Source organism: Streptococcus sp. HMSC034B03, from assembly GCF_001838575.1.
GTDB classification, from domain to species: Bacteria; Bacillota; Bacilli; order Lactobacillales; family Streptococcaceae; genus Streptococcus; species Streptococcus anginosus.
This window is the reverse complement of the sequence record NZ_KV837621.1, coordinates 70,626-87,654: the sequence shown is the minus strand read 5'-3', so window position 1 is coordinate 87,654 and position 17,029 is coordinate 70,626. Positions and strand designations below refer to the sequence as shown.

Genomic DNA, 17,029 nt, shown 5'->3' with positions numbered 1-17,029 from the left:
CTATTTTGATTAGATGCTTAATGGCCTTTGTATCGAGGTGAAAATGACATACGAAGTGAAATCTCTTAATGAAGAATGTGGAGTTTTTGGGATTTGGGGACATCCTCAAGCTGCTCAAGTGACTTATTTTGGACTCCATAGTCTTCAACACCGCGGTCAGGAAGGTGCTGGTATCGTGACAAACGATAAGGGCAAACTTCTTCAGTACCGTAATACAGGTCTACTTTCAGAAGTATTTAAAAATCCTGCCGATTTGGAAAAATTGACCGGGCATGCTGCAATTGGACATGTTCGCTATGCGACAGCAGGCTCAGCTTCTATTAACAACATTCAGCCATTTCTTTACAATTTTACAGATGAACAGTTTGGCCTTTGTCATAATGGAAATCTGACAAATGCTTTGTCGCTGAAAAAAGAACTGGAGGACCAAGGAGCGATTTTTAATGCTTCGTCTGATACTGAAATTCTAATGCATTTGATTCGCCGTAGCCATAATCCTGAATTTATCGGTAAAGTCAAAGAAGCGTTGAACACTGTCAAAGGTGGCTTTGCTTACCTTTTGATGACAGAAGATAAGTTGATTGCTGCGCTTGACCCAAATGGTTTTCGTCCCTTGTCAATTGGGCAAATGGCAAATGGTGCTTGGGTAGTATCAAGTGAAACGTGTGCCTTTGAAGTGGTTGGTGCTAAATGGGTTCGTGATGTAAAACCAGGAGAACTTGTTATCATTGATGACAATGGCATTCAGTATGACACTTACACAAATGATACACAGCTTGCTATCTGTTCAATGGAATACATTTATTTTGCACGTCCTGACAGTGATATTTATGGTGTCAATGTTCACACGGCTCGTAAAAATATGGGGAAACGTTTGGCACAGGAATTTCAACATGAAGCTGATATTGTTGTTGGTGTACCGAATTCATCACTTTCAGCAGCAATGGGATTTGCTGAAGAATCAGGTCTCCCAAATGAAATGGGCTTGGTGAAAAATCAGTACACACAACGTACTTTCATTCAACCGACACAAGATTTGCGTGAGCAAGGTGTTCGCATGAAGCTCTCAGCTGTATCTGGTGTTGTTAAAGGTAAGCGCGTGGTCATGGTTGATGATTCTATCGTGCGTGGAACTACATCACGCCGTATCGTTCGTTTGCTTCGTGAAGCTGGTGCGACAGAAGTTCATGTGGCAATCGGTAGTCCAGAATTGAAATACCCATGTTTCTACGGTATCGATATTCAAAATCGTCGTGAATTGATTTCAGCTAATCATACCAAAGATGAAGTTTGTGAGATTATCGGTGCTGATAGCTTGACTTACTTGTCAATTGACGGTTTGATTGAATCAATCGGTCTTGATACAGATGCGCCAAATGGTGGTTTGTGTGTAGCTTACTTTGACGGTAAGTATCCAACACCACTTTACGATTACGAAGAACCTTACCTCAAGAGCTTAGAAGAAAAAACAAGTTTCTATATTCATGAAGTTAATGAAAATAAATAGAACTGTTTAATAGCTCTGCTATTTCCCAAAAGGAGAAAAATATTATGACAAAAAATGCTTACGCTCAATCTGGTGTTGATGTTGAAGCGGGTTATGAAGTTGTTGCACGGATCAAAAAACACGTTGCGCGCACCGAACGTCTTGGCGTCATGGGCGCTCTTGGCGGTTTTGGTGGGATGTTTGACTTGTCTCAGCTCGACGTGAAAGAACCTGTTTTGATTTCAGGAACTGATGGTGTGGGAACAAAACTCATGCTGGCTATCAAGTACGACAAACACGATACCATTGGTCAGGACTGTGTGGCCATGTGTGTCAACGACATCATTGCAGCTGGGGCAGAGCCGCTTTACTTCTTAGATTACATTGCTACGGGTAAAAATGAACCTGCAAAACTTGAACAAGTCGTTGCAGGTGTTGCGGAAGGTTGTGTTCAATCTGGTGCAGCTCTTATCGGTGGCGAAACGGCTGAGATGCCTGGTATGTATGGTGAAGACGACTATGATTTAGCTGGTTTTGCGGTTGGTATCGCTGAAAAATCACAAATCATCGATGGCTCAAAAGTCAAAGAAGGAGATGTGCTACTGGGATTGGCTTCCAGCGGTATCCATTCAAACGGTTATTCTCTTGTCCGCCGTGTCTTTGCTGATTATACAGGTGAAGAAGTACTTCCAGAACTTGAAGGCAAAAAATTGAAAGAAGTGCTGCTTGAACCAACACGTATCTATGTCAAAGCGGTGCTTCCGCTTATCAAAGAAGAATTGGTTAACGGTATTGCTCACATCACTGGTGGCGGCTTCGTTGAAAATGTTCCACGGATGTTTGCGGATGATTTAGCTGCTGAAATCGAAGAAGACAAGGTGCCAGTTCTGCCAATCTTCAAGGCGCTTGAAAAATATGGTGAGCTGAAGCACGACGAAATGTTTGAAATCTTCAACATGGGTATCGGGCTCATGCTGGCTGTCAGTCCTGAAAAGGTTGACCGTGTCAAGGAAGTCCTTGATGAGCCTGTTTATGAGCTTGGGCGTATCGTGAAAAAAGCTGACGCAAGTGTGGTGATCAAATAATGAGCAAAAAAATTGCTGTTTTCGCTTCTGGTAATGGGTCAAATTTTCAGGTCATCGGCGAGCAATTCCCAGTAGAATTTGTTTTCTCTGACCATCGTGATGCCTATGTCTTGGAGCGTGCTAAAAATCTTGGTATCAAAAGTTACGCCTTTGAACTCAAGGAATTTGACAACAAAATTGCTTATGAGCAGGCTATCATTGACCTCTTGAAAAAATATGCTATTGATCTTGTTTGCCTAGCTGGTTACATGAAAATCGTTGGCCCAACCTTGCTGGCTGCCTATCAAGGTCGCATTATCAATATCCATCCAGCTTATCTGCCAGAATTTCCAGGGGCTCATGGTATTGATGATGCTTGGGAAGCAGGTGTTGACCAATCTGGTGTTACCATTCACTGGGTTGACAATGGTGTTGACACGGGAAAAGTGATTAAACAAGTTCGTGTGCCTCGTCTGGCTGATGATACCATTGACAGTTTTGAAGCTCGCATTCATGAAGCAGAGTATAAACTCTATCCAGATGTTTTGGAGAGCTTAGGAGTTAAGAAAAAGTAGTCCGTGTATTTGATAGCGTAGTTAGCTATTAGTATGCTGCCTTATAAGGAGATTATGATGATAAAAAAGATTTTGGTGTTTGTATTAACTTTTATTGTCGTTGCCTTTATAGTAAATGTACTTATTTGGTAATCTTGAAAATCCGTTACGCCTTTGCTTGGCTTATTCTATCGGGCTTATTGCCAGTATTACTATTGAGTGGTTTATATTTTACAAAAAGAAGTAGAAAGTAGGACTGAAATGACAAAACGTGCACTAATCAGTGTTTCAGACAAAGCGGGCATTGTTGAATTTGCTCAAGAATTAAAAAAACTTGGTTGGGATATTATCTCAACTGGCGGAACAAAAGTTACGCTTGATAAAGCAGGCGTTGATACTATCGCCATTGATGATGTAACGGGCTTCCCAGAAATGATGGACGGTCGTGTGAAAACACTTCATCCAAATATTCACGGCGGCCTTTTGGCTCGTCGCGACCTTGACAGCCACCTTCAAGCTGCAAAAGATAATCACATTGAATTGATTGACCTTGTTGTGGTTAACCTTTACCCATTCAAAGAAACTATTCTGAAACCAGATGTGACTTATGCTGATGCGGTTGAAAACATTGATATCGGTGGTCCATCCATGCTTCGCTCTGCTGCTAAAAACCATGCTAGTGTTACAGTTGTCGTTGACCCAGCTGATTACGCTGTTGTTTTAGATGAATTGACAGCTAATGGTGAAACAAACTTTGAAACGCGTCAGCGCTTGGCAGCCAAAGTTTTCCGTCACACAGCAGCTTACGACGCTTTAATTGCGGAATATTTCACAAAACAAGTCGGAGAAACAAAACCCGAAAAACTCACCCTCACTTATGATTTGAAACAACCCATGCGGTATGGTGAAAACCCTCAACAAGACGCGGATTTCTACCAAAAGGCTTTGCCAACGGACTACTCGATTGCTTCTGCTAAACAATTGAACGGGAAAGAATTGTCCTTTAACAATATTCGTGATGCTGATGCTGCAATCCGCATTATCCGTGATTTCAAAGACCGTCCAACCGTTGTTGCTCTTAAACACATGAACCCGTGTGGTATCGGACAAGCTGATGATATTGAAACAGCTTGGGACTACGCTTATGAATCAGACCCAGTTTCAATCTTTGGTGGTATTGTTGTGCTGAATCGTGAAGTTGACGCCGCAACAGCTAAGAAAATGCACGCTATCTTCCTTGAAATCATCATTGCACCAAGTTATTCAGAAGAAGCCCTTGAAATCTTGACAACTAAGAAGAAAAATTTGCGTATTCTTCAATTGCCATTTGAAGCTCAAGAAGCTAGCCAAGTTGAAAAAGAATACACGGGTGTTGTCGGTGGATTGTTAGTGCAAAACCAAGATGTTATCGAAGAAAATCCAGCTGATTGGAAGGTTGTAACCAAACGCCAACCAAACGAGCAAGAAAAAACTGCGCTTGAATTTGCTTGGAAAGCAATCAAATACGTGAAATCTAACGGTATCATTGTGACAAATGACCACATGACACTTGGTGTTGGCCCTGGTCAAACAAACCGTGTGGCTTCAGTTCGTATCGCGCTTGACCAAGCCAAAGACCGTCTTGACGGTGCTGTTCTTGCTAGTGATGCTTTCTTTCCATTTGCGGATAATGTTGAAGAAATTGCTGCTGCAGGTGTGAAAGCCATCATCCAACCTGGTGGTTCAGTTCGTGACCAAGAATCAATCGATATGGCTGATAAATACGGTATTGCCATGGTATTTACAGGCGTACGGCATTTTAGACATTGAAAATAGTATAAAAACCTTGGATTGATTTTCCAAGGTTTTTAAAGTTGTTCAGAGGGACTTATTTTGGATAAATGTAACTAACTGCTCCTTGTCCAGCTGCATGAGGATTGAACCAGCCGCGGAAGTTGCCAATATATTGTTTTCCAGCGTAGTTGGCCTCTTGAATCTGAATGCGTGTGTTTGAGGCAACGTGAGTAACAACTCCAACGTGACCGTAACCACCGTCTGTCCAACAAATAATAGCCCCTACTTGTGGAGTTGTACCGGTTTTAAAACCAGCTCGTCTGGCACTAGCAGCCCAGTCGCCACCGTTGCCCCAATAATTGCCAGCCCAAGGCGCAAGAGCTTTGGCGCCCCAAGTGCATTGACCTTTTGGATAAGTCGTTGCTGCGGCATAATTTGGTTGGAAAGAGATAGCAGGCTTCTCTACTTGATAGCTCGTACCTGTTAGTCCAATCATTTGACCGTTGAGATTGCGGTAGACATGTGTATGGAAAAGCCCGCTGCCAGTGTGTTTTTGCGTATCAATTGTGAATTTGTAAATTCCATTTCCAGCTTTAGTAGCAGTGTACCACTGAATATCGTCTTGTCCATTGACTTCAGACCAAGTCGGTAGGCTGATCTTGCCATCGCCGTAAGCATCTGTCACCGTCACTTCATAAAGATAAGTTGAGCGTTTAGCGACAGATACTTTGGTTTTAATTTTTTCTGCGGACATAGCAACCGAATCCGTTGCGTAACTATGCTCGCTACCGTCTTTATATTTCACATAAATATGATTGGTGTATGTTCCGGACAAAACTTGATGATTGCGAATATCAAAGCTTGTCGTAAAGGTTCCATCACCGTGATTAGTGGCTGCATACCACTTGATATTGCTTTGATTGCTCGTGCTCCAAATAGGTACTCGGACAGATTGAATCGGTTTGGACTTTGAAGTTTCACTAACTTTGACGGTATAAGTCCCTTGTTCTTGATTGATATTTTCAACAGAGAAGAATGGTTTTTGCTCTTCTTCAGAAGGCAATTTATCAGCATCAACTTGGGCAGTTATTCCAGCTAAGCCAGTAAACTCTGGTTTGACATAGCTTTCTCCGTAAAGATGAATGTGATAAGTTCCTGTGTCATAGTTGTGTTTTTTTAGCTCAACTCTAACATTGTAGCTTCCATCAGGATTTTTAGTAACTGCATACCATTGAAGATCATCCTGTCCGTTGCGGTCAGACCAAGCCGGAACAGTTAGTTTGTAGATTGTTTTAGGAACATTTTTGATCTGAATATCCATGATACCAGGCTCAGGAAAGCTAGTCTGAATAGTAGGATTTGGTTTTTCAAGGTTAAAAGTGGTGCCATTTAATCCAATCATCTTTCCGTTTTTACTTTCATAAGTATGAACATGGTAAACACCGTATCCTTTATGATTGGATAAGTCAATTTCTGTTGTGTCTTGCCCTGCCGTATACCACTTGATGTCATCTTGTCCTTTTTCGTCAGACCAAACAGCGTGTAAAATATTGGCATTTGTTTGATCTTTGTTTCGAGTAAAGGATATTTGAGCAGTCTTTCCTAAAACGGTTGTAGAAACCGTGCCGCTAGCTGGTTTTTCTACTTTGAAAGTCGTTCCGTTTAAACCAACCATTTTTCCATTGATATTGATATAAGTGTGAACATGAAAGGTTCCATAACCAGTGTGCTGACGCAAATCAATAGCTGTAGTTGGTGTTTGGGGCGCGGAATACCACTTAATGTCATCTTGCCCATTTTCATCAGACCAAACAGCGTGGTAAATGGTGTAAGGAACTTGTGTCTGTGAGCGTGTGTAGTTAATAGAAGCTGTATTTCCAGAAACATTGACGGTAATGTTGCTAGCAAGAATTGCTGGATTTGAGCTTTTTTGAGCATTATCTGCTTCCGAGGCTTGAGCAGTTAGTTGAGCAGAAAAAACGCCCAAAATAGTGCTAGATAGTAAAAATAATTGACTGTATTTCTTCATAAATCTCCTTTGAATAAATAATTTGGATAGTTCCATTTAGATTATTCGGGAAAAGATGAAAAAATTGAAAACTGAATTGAAAAATTAGAAATGGTAATGGGATTTCGTTATTATCAAAATATTTTACGATAAATAAAAGTATAAACGAACATTTATGGTATAATTGATATAAATAATTCGTAAAGAGGGCAATCATGAAACTTTTAGTTGTTGGTTCGGGTGGTCGCGAGCATGCGATTGCTAAGAAGTTGTTGGAGTCACCGCAGGTGGAGCAGGTCTTTGTTGCTCCCGGAAATGACGGGATGACCTTCGACGGTCTTAAGTTGGTTCCGATTGGGATTTCTGAGCATGCAGCGCTGATTGACTTTGTCAAAGAAAATGATATTGCTTGGACTTTCATTGGTCCAGATGACGCTTTAGCTGCAGGTATCGTTGATGATTTTGAAGCCGCCGGTCTCAAGGCTTTTGGACCAACTCGATTGGCTGCGGAACTGGAGTGGTCCAAGGACTTTGCCAAGTCAATCATGAAAAAATACGGTGTGCCGACAGCACGCTATGAAACTTTTTCAGACTTTGAAGCCGCCAAAGCCTATATCGAAAAAGAGGGCGCTCCAATCGTGGTGAAGGCGGACGGCTTAGCCTTGGGGAAAGGCGTGGTAGTCGCTGAAACGGTGGAAGAAGCGATCGAAGCAGCGCACGAAATGTTGCTGGACAATAAATTCGGCGATTCTGGTGCGCGCGTAGTTATTGAAGAATTTCTTGAAGGAGAAGAGTTTTCTCTTTTTGCCTTTGTTAATAGTGATAAGTTTTACATCATGCCAATAGCTCAGGACCACAAACGTGCTTATGACGGTGACAAGGGTCCTAATACAGGCGGTATGGGTGCTTATGCGCCCGTACCACATCTGCCAGCAAGCGTGGTTGAAACTGCAGTTGACACCATTGTCAAGCCAGTGCTGGAGGGGATGATTAAAGAAGGGCGACCTTATATCGGTGTTCTTTATGCTGGTTTGATTCTGACTGCGGACGGTCCCAAGGTCATTGAGTTCAATGCTCGCTTTGGTGATCCAGAGACGCAGGTCATTCTGTCGCGCCTAACCTCTGATTTTGCGCAAAACATCGCGGACATTTTGGAGGGCAAGGAGCCAGATATGACCTGGGCGGACAGCGGTGTGACATTGGGCGTTGTGGTGGCTTCTGAAGGTTATCCACTTGACTACGAAAAAGGTGTGGTTCTGCCAGAAAAGACCGACGGTGATATCATCACCTACTATGCAGGCGCTAAGTTTGGTGAAAATGGCAAAGCACTGCTGTCCAATGGCGGCCGAGTCTATATGTTAGTCACCACATCTGACAGCGTTTCAGCTGCGCAGGAAAAAATTTACACCCAACTCGACAAACAAGACACGACTGGACTGTTTTACAGAACTGATATTGGGAGCAAGGCTCTTGAAAAATAAAAAATGTATACTAGTTAGTGCCTGTTTGCTTGGAGAAAATTGCAAGTACAATGGAGGCAATAATTATAATCAAGCTGTTATTGACTTTGTTGCAGATAAAGATGTCTTAGCAGTGTGCCCAGAAGTTGCGGGCGGCTTACCAGTTCCAAGAGAGCCAGTAGAGATTTTAAAAGGGCGGCCATGTGATGTCAATGGGAATTTTTATGATAAAGAATTTCAAGTAGGAATTGATCACACATTGTCTAGTTTAGCTGAAAAAAACATTGACTTGGCTATTCTTCAGTCCCGAAGTCCCTCTTGTGGTGTCAACCAGATTTACGATGGTCATTTTTCTGGTCGAAAAATAGAGGGCAGTGGTCTTTTTGCGCAAGCATTAAAGAAACGAGGCTACAGAGTTGTTGATGCTGAAGATATAATTAAATAAAGTATAGCGCTAGCTCAAGCGACCAAAGGTCGTTATGAAACTATGTCTGTTATCGCTGTGGTATTTTAGGAAAGTTTGTAGCTCAAAGGTCTACAAACCTAGTCAAGAAGATTTTTTAGATGGGATGTTAGCTTTTCCTCGGCTTTTAAGAAAAGATGAGAAGAAAAGCGTAGCATCACACGCAAGAAAGTTCACGACGCCTCTACAGCCTAAGGCAGGCTTGAAAAAGGAGAAATTATGCAACCAATTATTTCTATCATCATGGGTTCCAAATCCGACTGGGAAACGATGAAAAAAGCAGCCCAAGTTCTTGAGGACTTCGGTGTTGCTTATGAAAAAAAGGTGGTCTCTGCCCACCGAACACCAGACCTTATGTTCCGATATGCTGAGGAAGCACGCGCACATGGTATTAAGGTTATCATTGCAGGTGCTGGCGGGGCGGCTCACCTGCCTGGTATGGTAGCGGCTAAAACAACGTTGCCGGTTATCGGTGTGCCTATAAAATCTCGTGCATTGAGCGGAGTGGATTCGCTCTACTCTATTGTGCAAATGCCTGGCGGTGTGCCTGTGGCAACGATGGCTATCGGCGAAGCAGGTGCAACCAATGCAGCCCTCTTTGCTTTGCGCTTGCTGTCTGTTGAAGATGCTAAAATCGCTCAAGCACTGGCTGACTTTGCAGAAAAACAAGGAAAAATTGCTGAGGAGTCTAGCAATGAACTCAACTAAAACGATTGGAATTATCGGTGGTGGTCAATTAGGACAAATGATGGCGATTGCTGCAATCTACCGAGGCCACAAAGTCATTACGCTAGATCCAGCTGCTAATTGTCCAGCTGCTCGTGTCAGTGAAGTCATCGTTGCGCCTTATGATGATGTGGCGGCTCTTCGTCAATTGGCTGAGCGCTGTGATGTCCTGACTTATGAATTTGAAAATGTGGACGCAGACAGTCTGGATGCGGTCGCGGATTTGGCAGATTTGCCGCAAGGAACGAGGTTGCTACGTATCTCTCAAAACCGAGTACATGAGAAAGAGTTTCTTTCAAGTACAGGCGTGGATTTGGCTCCCTATCGAATTATCCGCTCATCAGCAGACTTGGAAAATTATGATTTCTCTGTCAAGCGTGTATTAAAAACAGCAACAGGTGGCTACGACGGTCACGGTCAGGTGGTCATCAGAGACGAGGAAAGTTTAGCGACTGCGCGTGATTTAGCAGACAAGACTCTTTGCGTACTGGAGGATTTTGTCCCTTTCACCATGGAAATATCGGTCATTGTGTCTGGAAATGGCACGGATTTGACCCTTTTCCCTGTTCAGGAAAATATCCACCGCAACAATATCCTTTCTAAAACGATTGTCCCAGCGCGGATTTCCCAAGATTTAGCGGACAGGACCCTGCAAATGGCAAGAAAAATTGCCACAGAAGTCCAACTTTCTGGTACACTATGTATAGAGATGTTTGTGGCTGGCAACCAGATTTTGGTCAATGAAATCGCACCGCGCCCGCATAATTCAGGGCATTATTCTATCGAAGCCTGTGATTTCTCACAGTTTGATACTCATATCTTGGGTATTTTGGGTCAGCCCCTGCCAGAAGTGACCCTTCATGCCCCAGCTGTCATGCTCAATGTTCTTGGCCAGCACATGGAGCAAGCTGCACAGTACGTCGCAGAAAACCCTAGCGCCCACCTTCACCTTTATGGCAAAGAAGAAGCCAAGCACAATCGTAAGATGGGACATGTGACCCTGTTTAGTGATGAGCCAGATGAGGTGAGAGAACTAGGTGAGGGAATAGATTTTTAGAGGAGTTTGTTATGATTCAAATCATTGTTCACGCCTTTATTGAAAATGGAGAAGCAGGAATCGTTGAAGTACTCTTTGCCAGCAAAGACGCTGAGAAAATCCAAACAAAATATGAAGAACTGCAAGCCCAGTACCCAGCAGACTACCTAGCAATCTATGACCTGCCACTGGATACAGACTTAAACCAGCTGTCCCATTATCCATCGGTGGAGATAGGAAAAGAGGAGTTCAAAGAAGAAAATGTTTGAAAGAATTAAAGGAATTAAAATAAAATCAGGTATCTTTGAGGATGAAACGAAATTAGAACTCTTTGAAGGGAATTTTGAGGGGACAAATCAAGCACAGAACGATAGGGCAAGCCTGTTATTTGGAAGAAACGGTTCAGGAAAAAGTACAATTGCTCGTGGAATAAATCAATTAAAAAATGATTGGAGTGGAGTAGATAGCGTATCATTTATTGACAAGAATAATGATAATATTATACTTAGTGATATCGATAAAAAATCAATTTTTGTTTTCGATGAGAATTATGTTGATCAGAAAGTTAGAATTGCTCAAGATGGATTGGATACAATTGTAATTTTTGGGGAACAAATTGATATTGATGCTCAACTTGAAAGTTTGAGAGCACAGTTATCTGAAGCAAAAATTGAATTTCAAAAATACGATTCTGAATATAAAGAATATTTAGATGAGAACAATGAAAAGTCTCCCGATTTTTGGCAAAAAGAAATGATAAACTCCTTGAAAGGGATAGGAAATTGGGCTGAAAGAGATAGGGAAATAAAAGGAAATCGAGCGGCATCTCCTGTTAATAATAATACTGTTCGAAATTTTGTTAGTATACAACCAACTTTTAAAAAAAATAAGTTAGAGGCTGATTTTAATAAGAAAAAGGAGAGATATTTTTCAATAAGAGATTCAGCAGTTGTTATAGAGCAAGAGTTAGTTTTACCTATTATTAATTTTGACAGGGATGAATTGTCAACTTTATTATCTAAAAAAATTGAAAAACCTGAGTTGAATGCTAGGGATGAGTATTTACTGAAATTACTATCTGATTCTACAAAAGGTGAGCATCATTTAAGAGAAGTTAAGGATTTCTTTGCAGATGAATATCAAACAATTTGTCCTTTTTGTACTCAATTAGTATCGGAAGATGTCAAAACTGAACTTACAAATGGTATCACTAAACTCCTATCAAGAGCAGTTGAAGAGCATCAGTCTGCATTGATGGGTAAAAAAATTGACGAAATAAATCAAGATTTCTCTGAGTATGGGCAGTTAGATTCAGATTTGATTCGCTCCTATCAAAGGAGTATTGATGCTTTGAATACTAAAATTAATGAGATTAATTTAGTGATTGATGAAAAAATTAAGAACCCATATGTTGTAGTTGAGCTACCCGATATAGATTTTTCTCAAGAATTACTTAAGGTAAAAAATGATATTAAAATAATTAACCAAGCCATTGTCAAACATAACTCAGAAATTTCAGATATCCAAAAATTAAAAGAAAGTCTACTTCAAATCAATAAAGGGTTAGCTTTCTATGAAATTCAAGACGATTATAAAAAATTTCAAGAAAAAACAGTAGAGAAAGAGACTTGCTATGCTAATTATGATACGATAAAAGAACAGATAATTGATTATGAACAACAGATTTCTGATTTAGAAAGTCAAAAACTTAATATAGATATTGCGGTTGATGAAATTAATAAAAGTTTGAATTACATATTTTTTTCAAAAAATCGGTTAACTATTCGAAGTCAAAATGGAAAATACTACTTATTATCAAGAGATAAGTTTGTGGAACCTAGTAGAGTATCAGTAGGTGAGAGAAATGCACTGGCGTTATGTTATTTCTTTACTGAAATAATTCAGCAAAGAGAGTTAGCAGAAGCTTATAGTCAAGAATACTTTATTGTCATTGATGACCCAATTTCTAGTTTTGATATGGAAAATAAGGTTGGAATAACTTCTTATTTGAAATATTGTTTAACTAGATTTTTTAAGGGAAGTAGTTACACTAGGGTTTTATTGATGACTCATGATAAACAGATGATGTATGATTTTGACAAGTTTCTGCAGGAGATAATGGATTTTTGTAAGTTGAAAGAAGGTGGACAAAAGTCTAAATATAAAAAATTAGAGTTAGTCAATGGGGAATTACAGGTATTTAAAACGAAGACTCATGATTATACCGAACTCCTTGAAACTGTATTTGCCTATGCAACGGGAAGTGGGGCACCTAGTTCTGAGAGTTTCGTTGGTAATGCAATGCGAAAAATTTTAGAAGCATATGGTACATTTAATTATAAACAAGATATTACAAAGCTAACAACAGATCCAATGATTGTAAATAAAATTGATGAAAAATACAGAGATTATTTTGAAAATTTGATGTATCGATTGGTCTTACATGGTGAAAGTCATTTTGAGGATCCTGTTAAGGTTTTGAATATTGATTTCTTCGATACTATTTCTGATGAAGAGCGGGAAAAAACAGCTCGAGATTTGCTAGTCTTACTTTATCTTTTAGATGATTTACATGTTTTGAAGCATCTGGCAGGTGTACGAAATGCGAAAGATCAGCTTGAACAATGGAAGTGTGAAATTTTGGAATAAGAGGTTCATACTATTTAATTTGTTGTAATGATTTAAGAATGTATGATATTCAATATTATTTTTAGTTATTGGAGAAAAAATGGTAAATACAGGAAAAAAGTTGGAAGACTACGCACAATATGTGTATTCACAATTGCTACAACTCAACGATTTTGAAAATACATTAGTTTCTAAGAGAGTAACTATAAAAGGACAAAGTGGTGCAACAAATGAATTTGATGTCTATTATCAATTCTCTCATTTAAATGTTGAGTGTAGAGTAGCGATTGAATGTAAAGATTGGAAAAATAAAGTGTCAATCAAAGAGATTCGGGATTTTGCGACAAAATTATCTGATGTTGGATTGGGTAATATTATTGGAATAATGATTTCAAAAGTTGGTTTTCAAGAAGGAACAAAGACATTCGCCGATTCCTATGGAATAAAGCTAATGACTGAAGATGAGCTACCGACAATAACAGATATTGTTGCTGGTATTCTTAAGAAAGCATTTTTACCTGATGGGAAAATTCAAGGTGAACCTTTTTGGACATTGATGGAAATACAAGATGGAGATGTAACAGGAAGCTATTGTACAATTGCACCGAATCAGATTCCCTTGTTTTATTCCCAAAATATGGCAAACTATTATCTTAATTTAAGAATTGATAAAGATAAGTTTGTTGTTAGAGGTATTTCACAATATCAGTTGAGAGGACTTTTAGCCTTAGCTGACTTACACAGTCAAAAGTTTGTTCTTTTTCCGATTCCGTTTGCTACAGATCCTGATTTAGAAGATTACAAGGCAATAGTTGTGGAACCCTGTGTGATAAAAAAAGATTTTTTAAAGGAGTAAAAACAATGATCAACCGTTACTCTCGCCCTGAAATGGCGAATATTTGGAGTGAAGAAAATAAATACCGTGCGTGGCTTGAGGTGGAAATCTTGGCTGACGAGGCATGGGCTGAGTTGGGGGAAATCCCTAAGGAAGATGTGGCTTTGATTCGCGAGAAGGCGGACTTTGACATCGACCGTATCTTGGAGATTGAGCAGGAGACTCGCCACGATGTAGTGGCATTCACGCGTGCGGTTTCTGAGACTCTTGGTGAAGAGCGCAAGTGGGTCCACTATGGTTTGACTTCTACCGATGTGGTGGATACTGCCTACGGTTACCTTTACAAGCAAGCCAACGACATCATCCGTCGTGATCTTGAAAATTTCACCAATATCATTGCTGATAAGGCCAAGGAGCACAAGTTCACCATCATGATGGGGCGTACCCACGGAGTGCATGCGGAGCCGACGACTTTCGGTCTTAAGCTCGCGACTTGGTACAGTGAAATGAAGCGCAATATCGAGCGTTTCGAGCATGCGGCTGCTGGTGTGGAAGCTGGTAAGATTTCTGGTGCGGTTGGGAACTTTGCTAACATCCCACCGTTTGTGGAGCAATACGTCTGCGACAAGCTTGGGATTCGTGCTCAAGAAATCTCTACACAGGTGCTTCCTCGTGACCTTCACGCTGAGTACTTTGCAGTTCTTGCTAGCATTGCGACTTCCATCGAGCGCATGGCAACGGAAATCCGTGGTCTGCAAAAGTCTGAGCAACGCGAAGTAGAAGAGTTCTTTGCCAAGGGGCAAAAGGGTTCATCAGCTATGCCTCACAAACGTAACCCTATCGGTTCTGAAAACATGACTGGTCTTGCGCGTGTTATCCGTGGTCACATGATTACAGCCTATGAGAACGTAGCTCTCTGGCATGAACGTGACATCTCCCACTCATCAGCTGAGCGGATTATCACACCAGATACGACCATCTTGATTGACTACATGCTCAACCGTTTTGGCAATATCGTCAAGAACTTGACGGTCTTCCCAGAAAATATGATCCGCAACATGAACTCAACTTTCGGTCTTATCTTTAGCCAACGGGCTATGTTGACCTTGATTGAGAAAGGCATGACGCGGGAGCAAGCCTATGACCTAGTGCAACCAAAAACAGCCCACTCATGGGATAACCAAGTGGACTTTAAACCGCTTCTGGAAGCTGATCCAGAAGTTACTTCCCGCCTGACCCAAGAAGAAATTGACGAAATCTTCAACCCTCTTTACTACACGAAACGGGTGGATGATATTTTCCACCGTATAGGTTTGGATTAAAACAAAACTAAAAAATCCAGTAAAATCAAACTTGATTTTACTGGATTTTTGTTCTCTCACCAAGCAAAAGCATTGGTTGGGGTTTCTAAGGCTTTTAGCCAGGAATTGTCGGAAACACGGCAGAGGGTAACAGAAAGCCCTGCCATATCTAGGCTTGTGATGAGGTGACCTGTTTTGATAAAAGAAAGTTTCAAGCCCTCAATATCCAATAGTTGCAGGATATCATCTGTGAAAACGAGTTCTTCCAATTTTGAAGTGCCGCCTAAGTTATTGATGAGGAGAATAAATTCTTGTCCTTCTTGCCACTTGAATTTCATTTTGATTTTGTTGATAAGCTCAACAGCAAGCAGTTCGGAAGATTCAAACGGAACCATCCGATAACCGGGCTCACCGTGGATTCCAATTCCGTAGGAAATTTGACCTTGGGGCAAATCAAAGATAGGCAGCTGCTTGCTTGGTAAGGTGGCAGATTTTGTAGCTACTCCTAGTGTCGCAATGGAGGTGGACAGAGAAAGAGCGAGTTTTTCCAACTCATCCAGACTGGCTCCTTCTTTGGCAGCTTGCCCGAGAATTTTATGTAAAAGAATTGTTCCTGCAACCCCGCGGTGGCGGATTTGGAAATTGCTTTTTTCCACAGAAATATCATCATGAGAAATGATGTATTTGACTGGAATTCCTTCCTTGCGTGCTTGATAAATGGCTTGGGAAAATTCTTTAATATCAGCGTCGAAGTTTTTAATAATGACAAAAACGCCCTTGTCTTGATGCAGAAAACGAATGGTTTCTAAAATATGCTCAGCACAGGGGGGCACAAAAATGGGGCCACTAATAGCAGCGGTTAACATACCATCGCCCACATAGCCAAAATGAGCTGGTTCATGACCACTGCCGCCACCCGAAATAATGGGCACGACAGAAGAATCGTGCTGATTATGATAAATGACGGGCAGTTGTTTCAGCTGTGAAAGGTGAGGATACATGCGAGTAATTGCATTGATGTTTTGCTGAATGCTTGAATGAATTGAATTGATAATGTGAACCATATACTTGCCTTAATTTTCTATAGCTGTTTTGATTAGTTGTGTTAAAAGTTGCGCCTGTTGCTGGTAATCTTGCTCAGATAAATCCAGCAGATGTTTGATAGCATTCGCAAGCGCTTGACTGTGATACTGAATGAAAAAATGATACTCCATTTCAGAATGGAAAGGGCGGGAATGATATTCTCTGACGAGTTTGGCTACAAGTTGTTGACAGTAGGTTTGAAAATAAGAAGAAAAGTCATTTTGGTCAACGATGTCAAATAATTGTGCATAAAAACTCTTATTGACGTTAAAATAGTGCAGCAATTCTTGCAGCAGCTGATAGCCAGAGATATATTCCAGATTATCTGTGACTTGCTCTCGCAACTCCGTCTGAAAAATCCATTCTAATAATTCATACTTGTCCAGAAAATGATTGTAAAACGTTTGCCTGCGAATACCGGCGTCTTCCATAATTTGCCGAACAGAGATTTTTTCAAAAGCTTGTTCGGTCAGTAATTTTTTAAAGGATTTGGCAATCCTTTTTTTCGTGATTAAGGATGTTGCCATCTTCCCTCCTCAGTCTTTTTAGTTCTATTCTTAGTTTATCATGAATGATGCAATAGGAAAACTAAAAAGAGGGACAGATTTTTGA

15 protein-coding genes are annotated in these 17,029 nt (G+C 40.7%); 12 read left to right on the top strand and 3 right to left on the bottom strand.

What is annotated here, in order from left to right:
* Window positions 1–43 precede the first annotated feature (43 nt).
* The 4 genes from purF to purH all read left to right on the top strand — a co-directional run bounded on the left by purF (window position 44) and on the right by purH (window position 4,913).
* Entirely contained in the window at window positions 44–1,507 is a 1,464-nt protein-coding gene (gene purF, locus HMPREF2634_RS01925; RefSeq protein ID WP_021001146.1) for an amidophosphoribosyltransferase, read from the top strand.
* 41 nt (window positions 1,508–1,548) lie between these two features.
* The gene (gene purM / locus HMPREF2634_RS01920; RefSeq protein ID WP_171004455.1) at window positions 1,549–2,571 is read left to right on the top strand and encodes a phosphoribosylformylglycinamidine cyclo-ligase; all 1,023 of its coding nucleotides are present in this window, start codon (window positions 1,549–1,551) and stop codon (window positions 2,569–2,571) included.
* Complete coding sequence (gene purN / locus HMPREF2634_RS01915; RefSeq protein ID WP_021001148.1) at window positions 2,571–3,125, top strand: phosphoribosylglycinamide formyltransferase; 555 nt, start codon at window positions 2,571–2,573, stop codon at window positions 3,123–3,125. The genes purM and purN overlap by 1 nt, the downstream gene beginning before the upstream one ends.
* A gap of 240 nt (window positions 3,126–3,365) precedes the next feature.
* The gene (gene purH, locus HMPREF2634_RS01910; protein ID WP_021001149.1) at window positions 3,366–4,913 is read left to right on the top strand and encodes a bifunctional phosphoribosylaminoimidazolecarboxamide formyltransferase/IMP cyclohydrolase; all 1,548 of its coding nucleotides are present in this window, start codon (window positions 3,366–3,368) and stop codon (window positions 4,911–4,913) included.
* Between the two features lie 58 nt (window positions 4,914–4,971).
* On the opposite strand, the gene HMPREF2634_RS01905 is transcribed toward purH, so the two are convergent.
* Window positions 4,972–6,906 (bottom strand): GBS Bsp-like repeat-containing protein, encoded by a 1,935-nt coding sequence (locus HMPREF2634_RS01905; protein ID WP_070836143.1) that lies wholly within the window; start codon window positions 6,904–6,906, stop codon window positions 4,972–4,974.
* Window positions 6,907–7,100: 194 nt separating this feature from the next.
* On the opposite strand from HMPREF2634_RS01905, the gene purD reads away from it, so the two are divergent.
* From purD to purB, 8 genes are all read left to right on the top strand, one after another.
* The gene (purD, locus tag HMPREF2634_RS01900; RefSeq protein ID WP_021001151.1) at window positions 7,101–8,366 is read left to right on the top strand and encodes a phosphoribosylamine--glycine ligase; all 1,266 of its coding nucleotides are present in this window, start codon (window positions 7,101–7,103) and stop codon (window positions 8,364–8,366) included.
* A complete protein-coding gene (locus tag HMPREF2634_RS01895) occupies window positions 8,356–8,790 on the top strand; it encodes a 2-thiouracil desulfurase family protein (protein WP_003032062.1) in 435 nt (144 codons plus the stop codon). The genes purD and HMPREF2634_RS01895 overlap by 11 nt, the downstream gene beginning before the upstream one ends.
* A gap of 237 nt (window positions 8,791–9,027) precedes the next feature.
* Window positions 9,028–9,516: a 5-(carboxyamino)imidazole ribonucleotide mutase gene (gene purE, locus HMPREF2634_RS01890; protein WP_021001152.1), complete on the top strand. Its 489-nt coding sequence runs from the start codon at window positions 9,028–9,030 to the stop codon at window positions 9,514–9,516.
* On the top strand, window positions 9,503–10,591 hold the full coding sequence (purK, locus tag HMPREF2634_RS01885) for a 5-(carboxyamino)imidazole ribonucleotide synthase (protein WP_021001153.1): 1,089 nt from the start codon (window positions 9,503–9,505) through the stop codon (window positions 10,589–10,591). The genes purE and purK overlap by 14 nt, the downstream gene beginning before the upstream one ends.
* An 11-nt stretch (window positions 10,592–10,602) precedes the next feature.
* A complete protein-coding gene (locus HMPREF2634_RS01880) occupies window positions 10,603–10,839 on the top strand; it encodes a hypothetical protein (protein WP_021001154.1) in 237 nt (78 codons plus the stop codon).
* Window positions 10,832–13,219, top strand: a complete 2,388-nt coding sequence (locus HMPREF2634_RS01875) for an AAA family ATPase (RefSeq protein ID WP_021001155.1) — start codon at window positions 10,832–10,834, stop codon at window positions 13,217–13,219. The genes HMPREF2634_RS01880 and HMPREF2634_RS01875 overlap by 8 nt, the downstream gene beginning before the upstream one ends.
* A 79-nt stretch (window positions 13,220–13,298) precedes the next feature.
* A complete protein-coding gene (locus tag HMPREF2634_RS01870; protein WP_021001156.1) occupies window positions 13,299–14,054 on the top strand; it encodes a restriction endonuclease in 756 nt (251 codons plus the stop codon).
* A 5-nt stretch (window positions 14,055–14,059) separates the two neighbouring features.
* Complete coding sequence (gene purB, locus HMPREF2634_RS01865) at window positions 14,060–15,355, top strand: adenylosuccinate lyase (RefSeq protein ID WP_021001157.1); 1,296 nt, start codon at window positions 14,060–14,062, stop codon at window positions 15,353–15,355.
* A 56-nt stretch (window positions 15,356–15,411) separates the two neighbouring features.
* On the opposite strand, the gene dhaQ is transcribed toward purB, so the two are convergent.
* Complete coding sequence (dhaQ, locus tag HMPREF2634_RS01860; protein WP_021001158.1) at window positions 15,412–16,398, bottom strand: DhaKLM operon coactivator DhaQ; 987 nt, start codon at window positions 16,396–16,398, stop codon at window positions 15,412–15,414.
* A gap of 9 nt (window positions 16,399–16,407) precedes the next feature.
* On the bottom strand, window positions 16,408–16,944 hold the full coding sequence (gene dhaS / locus HMPREF2634_RS01855) for a dihydroxyacetone kinase transcriptional activator DhaS (RefSeq protein ID WP_003032039.1): 537 nt from the start codon (window positions 16,942–16,944) through the stop codon (window positions 16,408–16,410).
* Between the last annotated feature and the right edge of the window lie 85 nt (window positions 16,945–17,029).

Excerpts from the sequence above, each read along its gene's own strand:
- purF (WP_021001146.1), top strand. The coding sequence starts at position 44 with ATGACATACGAAGTGAAATCTCTTAATGAAGAATGTGGAGTTTTTGGG.
- purN (WP_021001148.1), top strand. The coding sequence starts at position 2,571 with ATGAGCAAAAAAATTGCTGTTTTCGCTTCTGGTAATGGGTCAAATTTT.
- purH (WP_021001149.1), top strand. The coding sequence starts at position 3,366 with ATGACAAAACGTGCACTAATCAGTGTTTCAGACAAAGCGGGCATTGTT.
- HMPREF2634_RS01905 (WP_070836143.1), bottom strand. The coding sequence starts at position 6,906 with ATGAAGAAATACAGTCAATTATTTTTACTATCTAGCACTATTTTGGGC.
- purD (WP_021001151.1), top strand. The coding sequence starts at position 7,101 with ATGAAACTTTTAGTTGTTGGTTCGGGTGGTCGCGAGCATGCGATTGCT.
- purE (WP_021001152.1), top strand. The coding sequence starts at position 9,028 with ATGCAACCAATTATTTCTATCATCATGGGTTCCAAATCCGACTGGGAA.
- purK (WP_021001153.1), top strand. The coding sequence starts at position 9,503 with ATGAACTCAACTAAAACGATTGGAATTATCGGTGGTGGTCAATTAGGA.
- HMPREF2634_RS01880 (WP_021001154.1), top strand. The coding sequence starts at position 10,603 with ATGATTCAAATCATTGTTCACGCCTTTATTGAAAATGGAGAAGCAGGA.
- HMPREF2634_RS01875 (WP_021001155.1), top strand. The coding sequence starts at position 10,832 with ATGTTTGAAAGAATTAAAGGAATTAAAATAAAATCAGGTATCTTTGAG.
- HMPREF2634_RS01870 (WP_021001156.1), top strand. The coding sequence starts at position 13,299 with ATGGTAAATACAGGAAAAAAGTTGGAAGACTACGCACAATATGTGTAT.
- purB (WP_021001157.1), top strand. The coding sequence starts at position 14,060 with ATGATCAACCGTTACTCTCGCCCTGAAATGGCGAATATTTGGAGTGAA.
- dhaQ (WP_021001158.1), bottom strand. The coding sequence starts at position 16,398 with ATGGTTCACATTATCAATTCAATTCATTCAAGCATTCAGCAAAACATC.
- dhaS (WP_003032039.1), bottom strand. The coding sequence starts at position 16,944 with ATGGCAACATCCTTAATCACGAAAAAAAGGATTGCCAAATCCTTTAAA.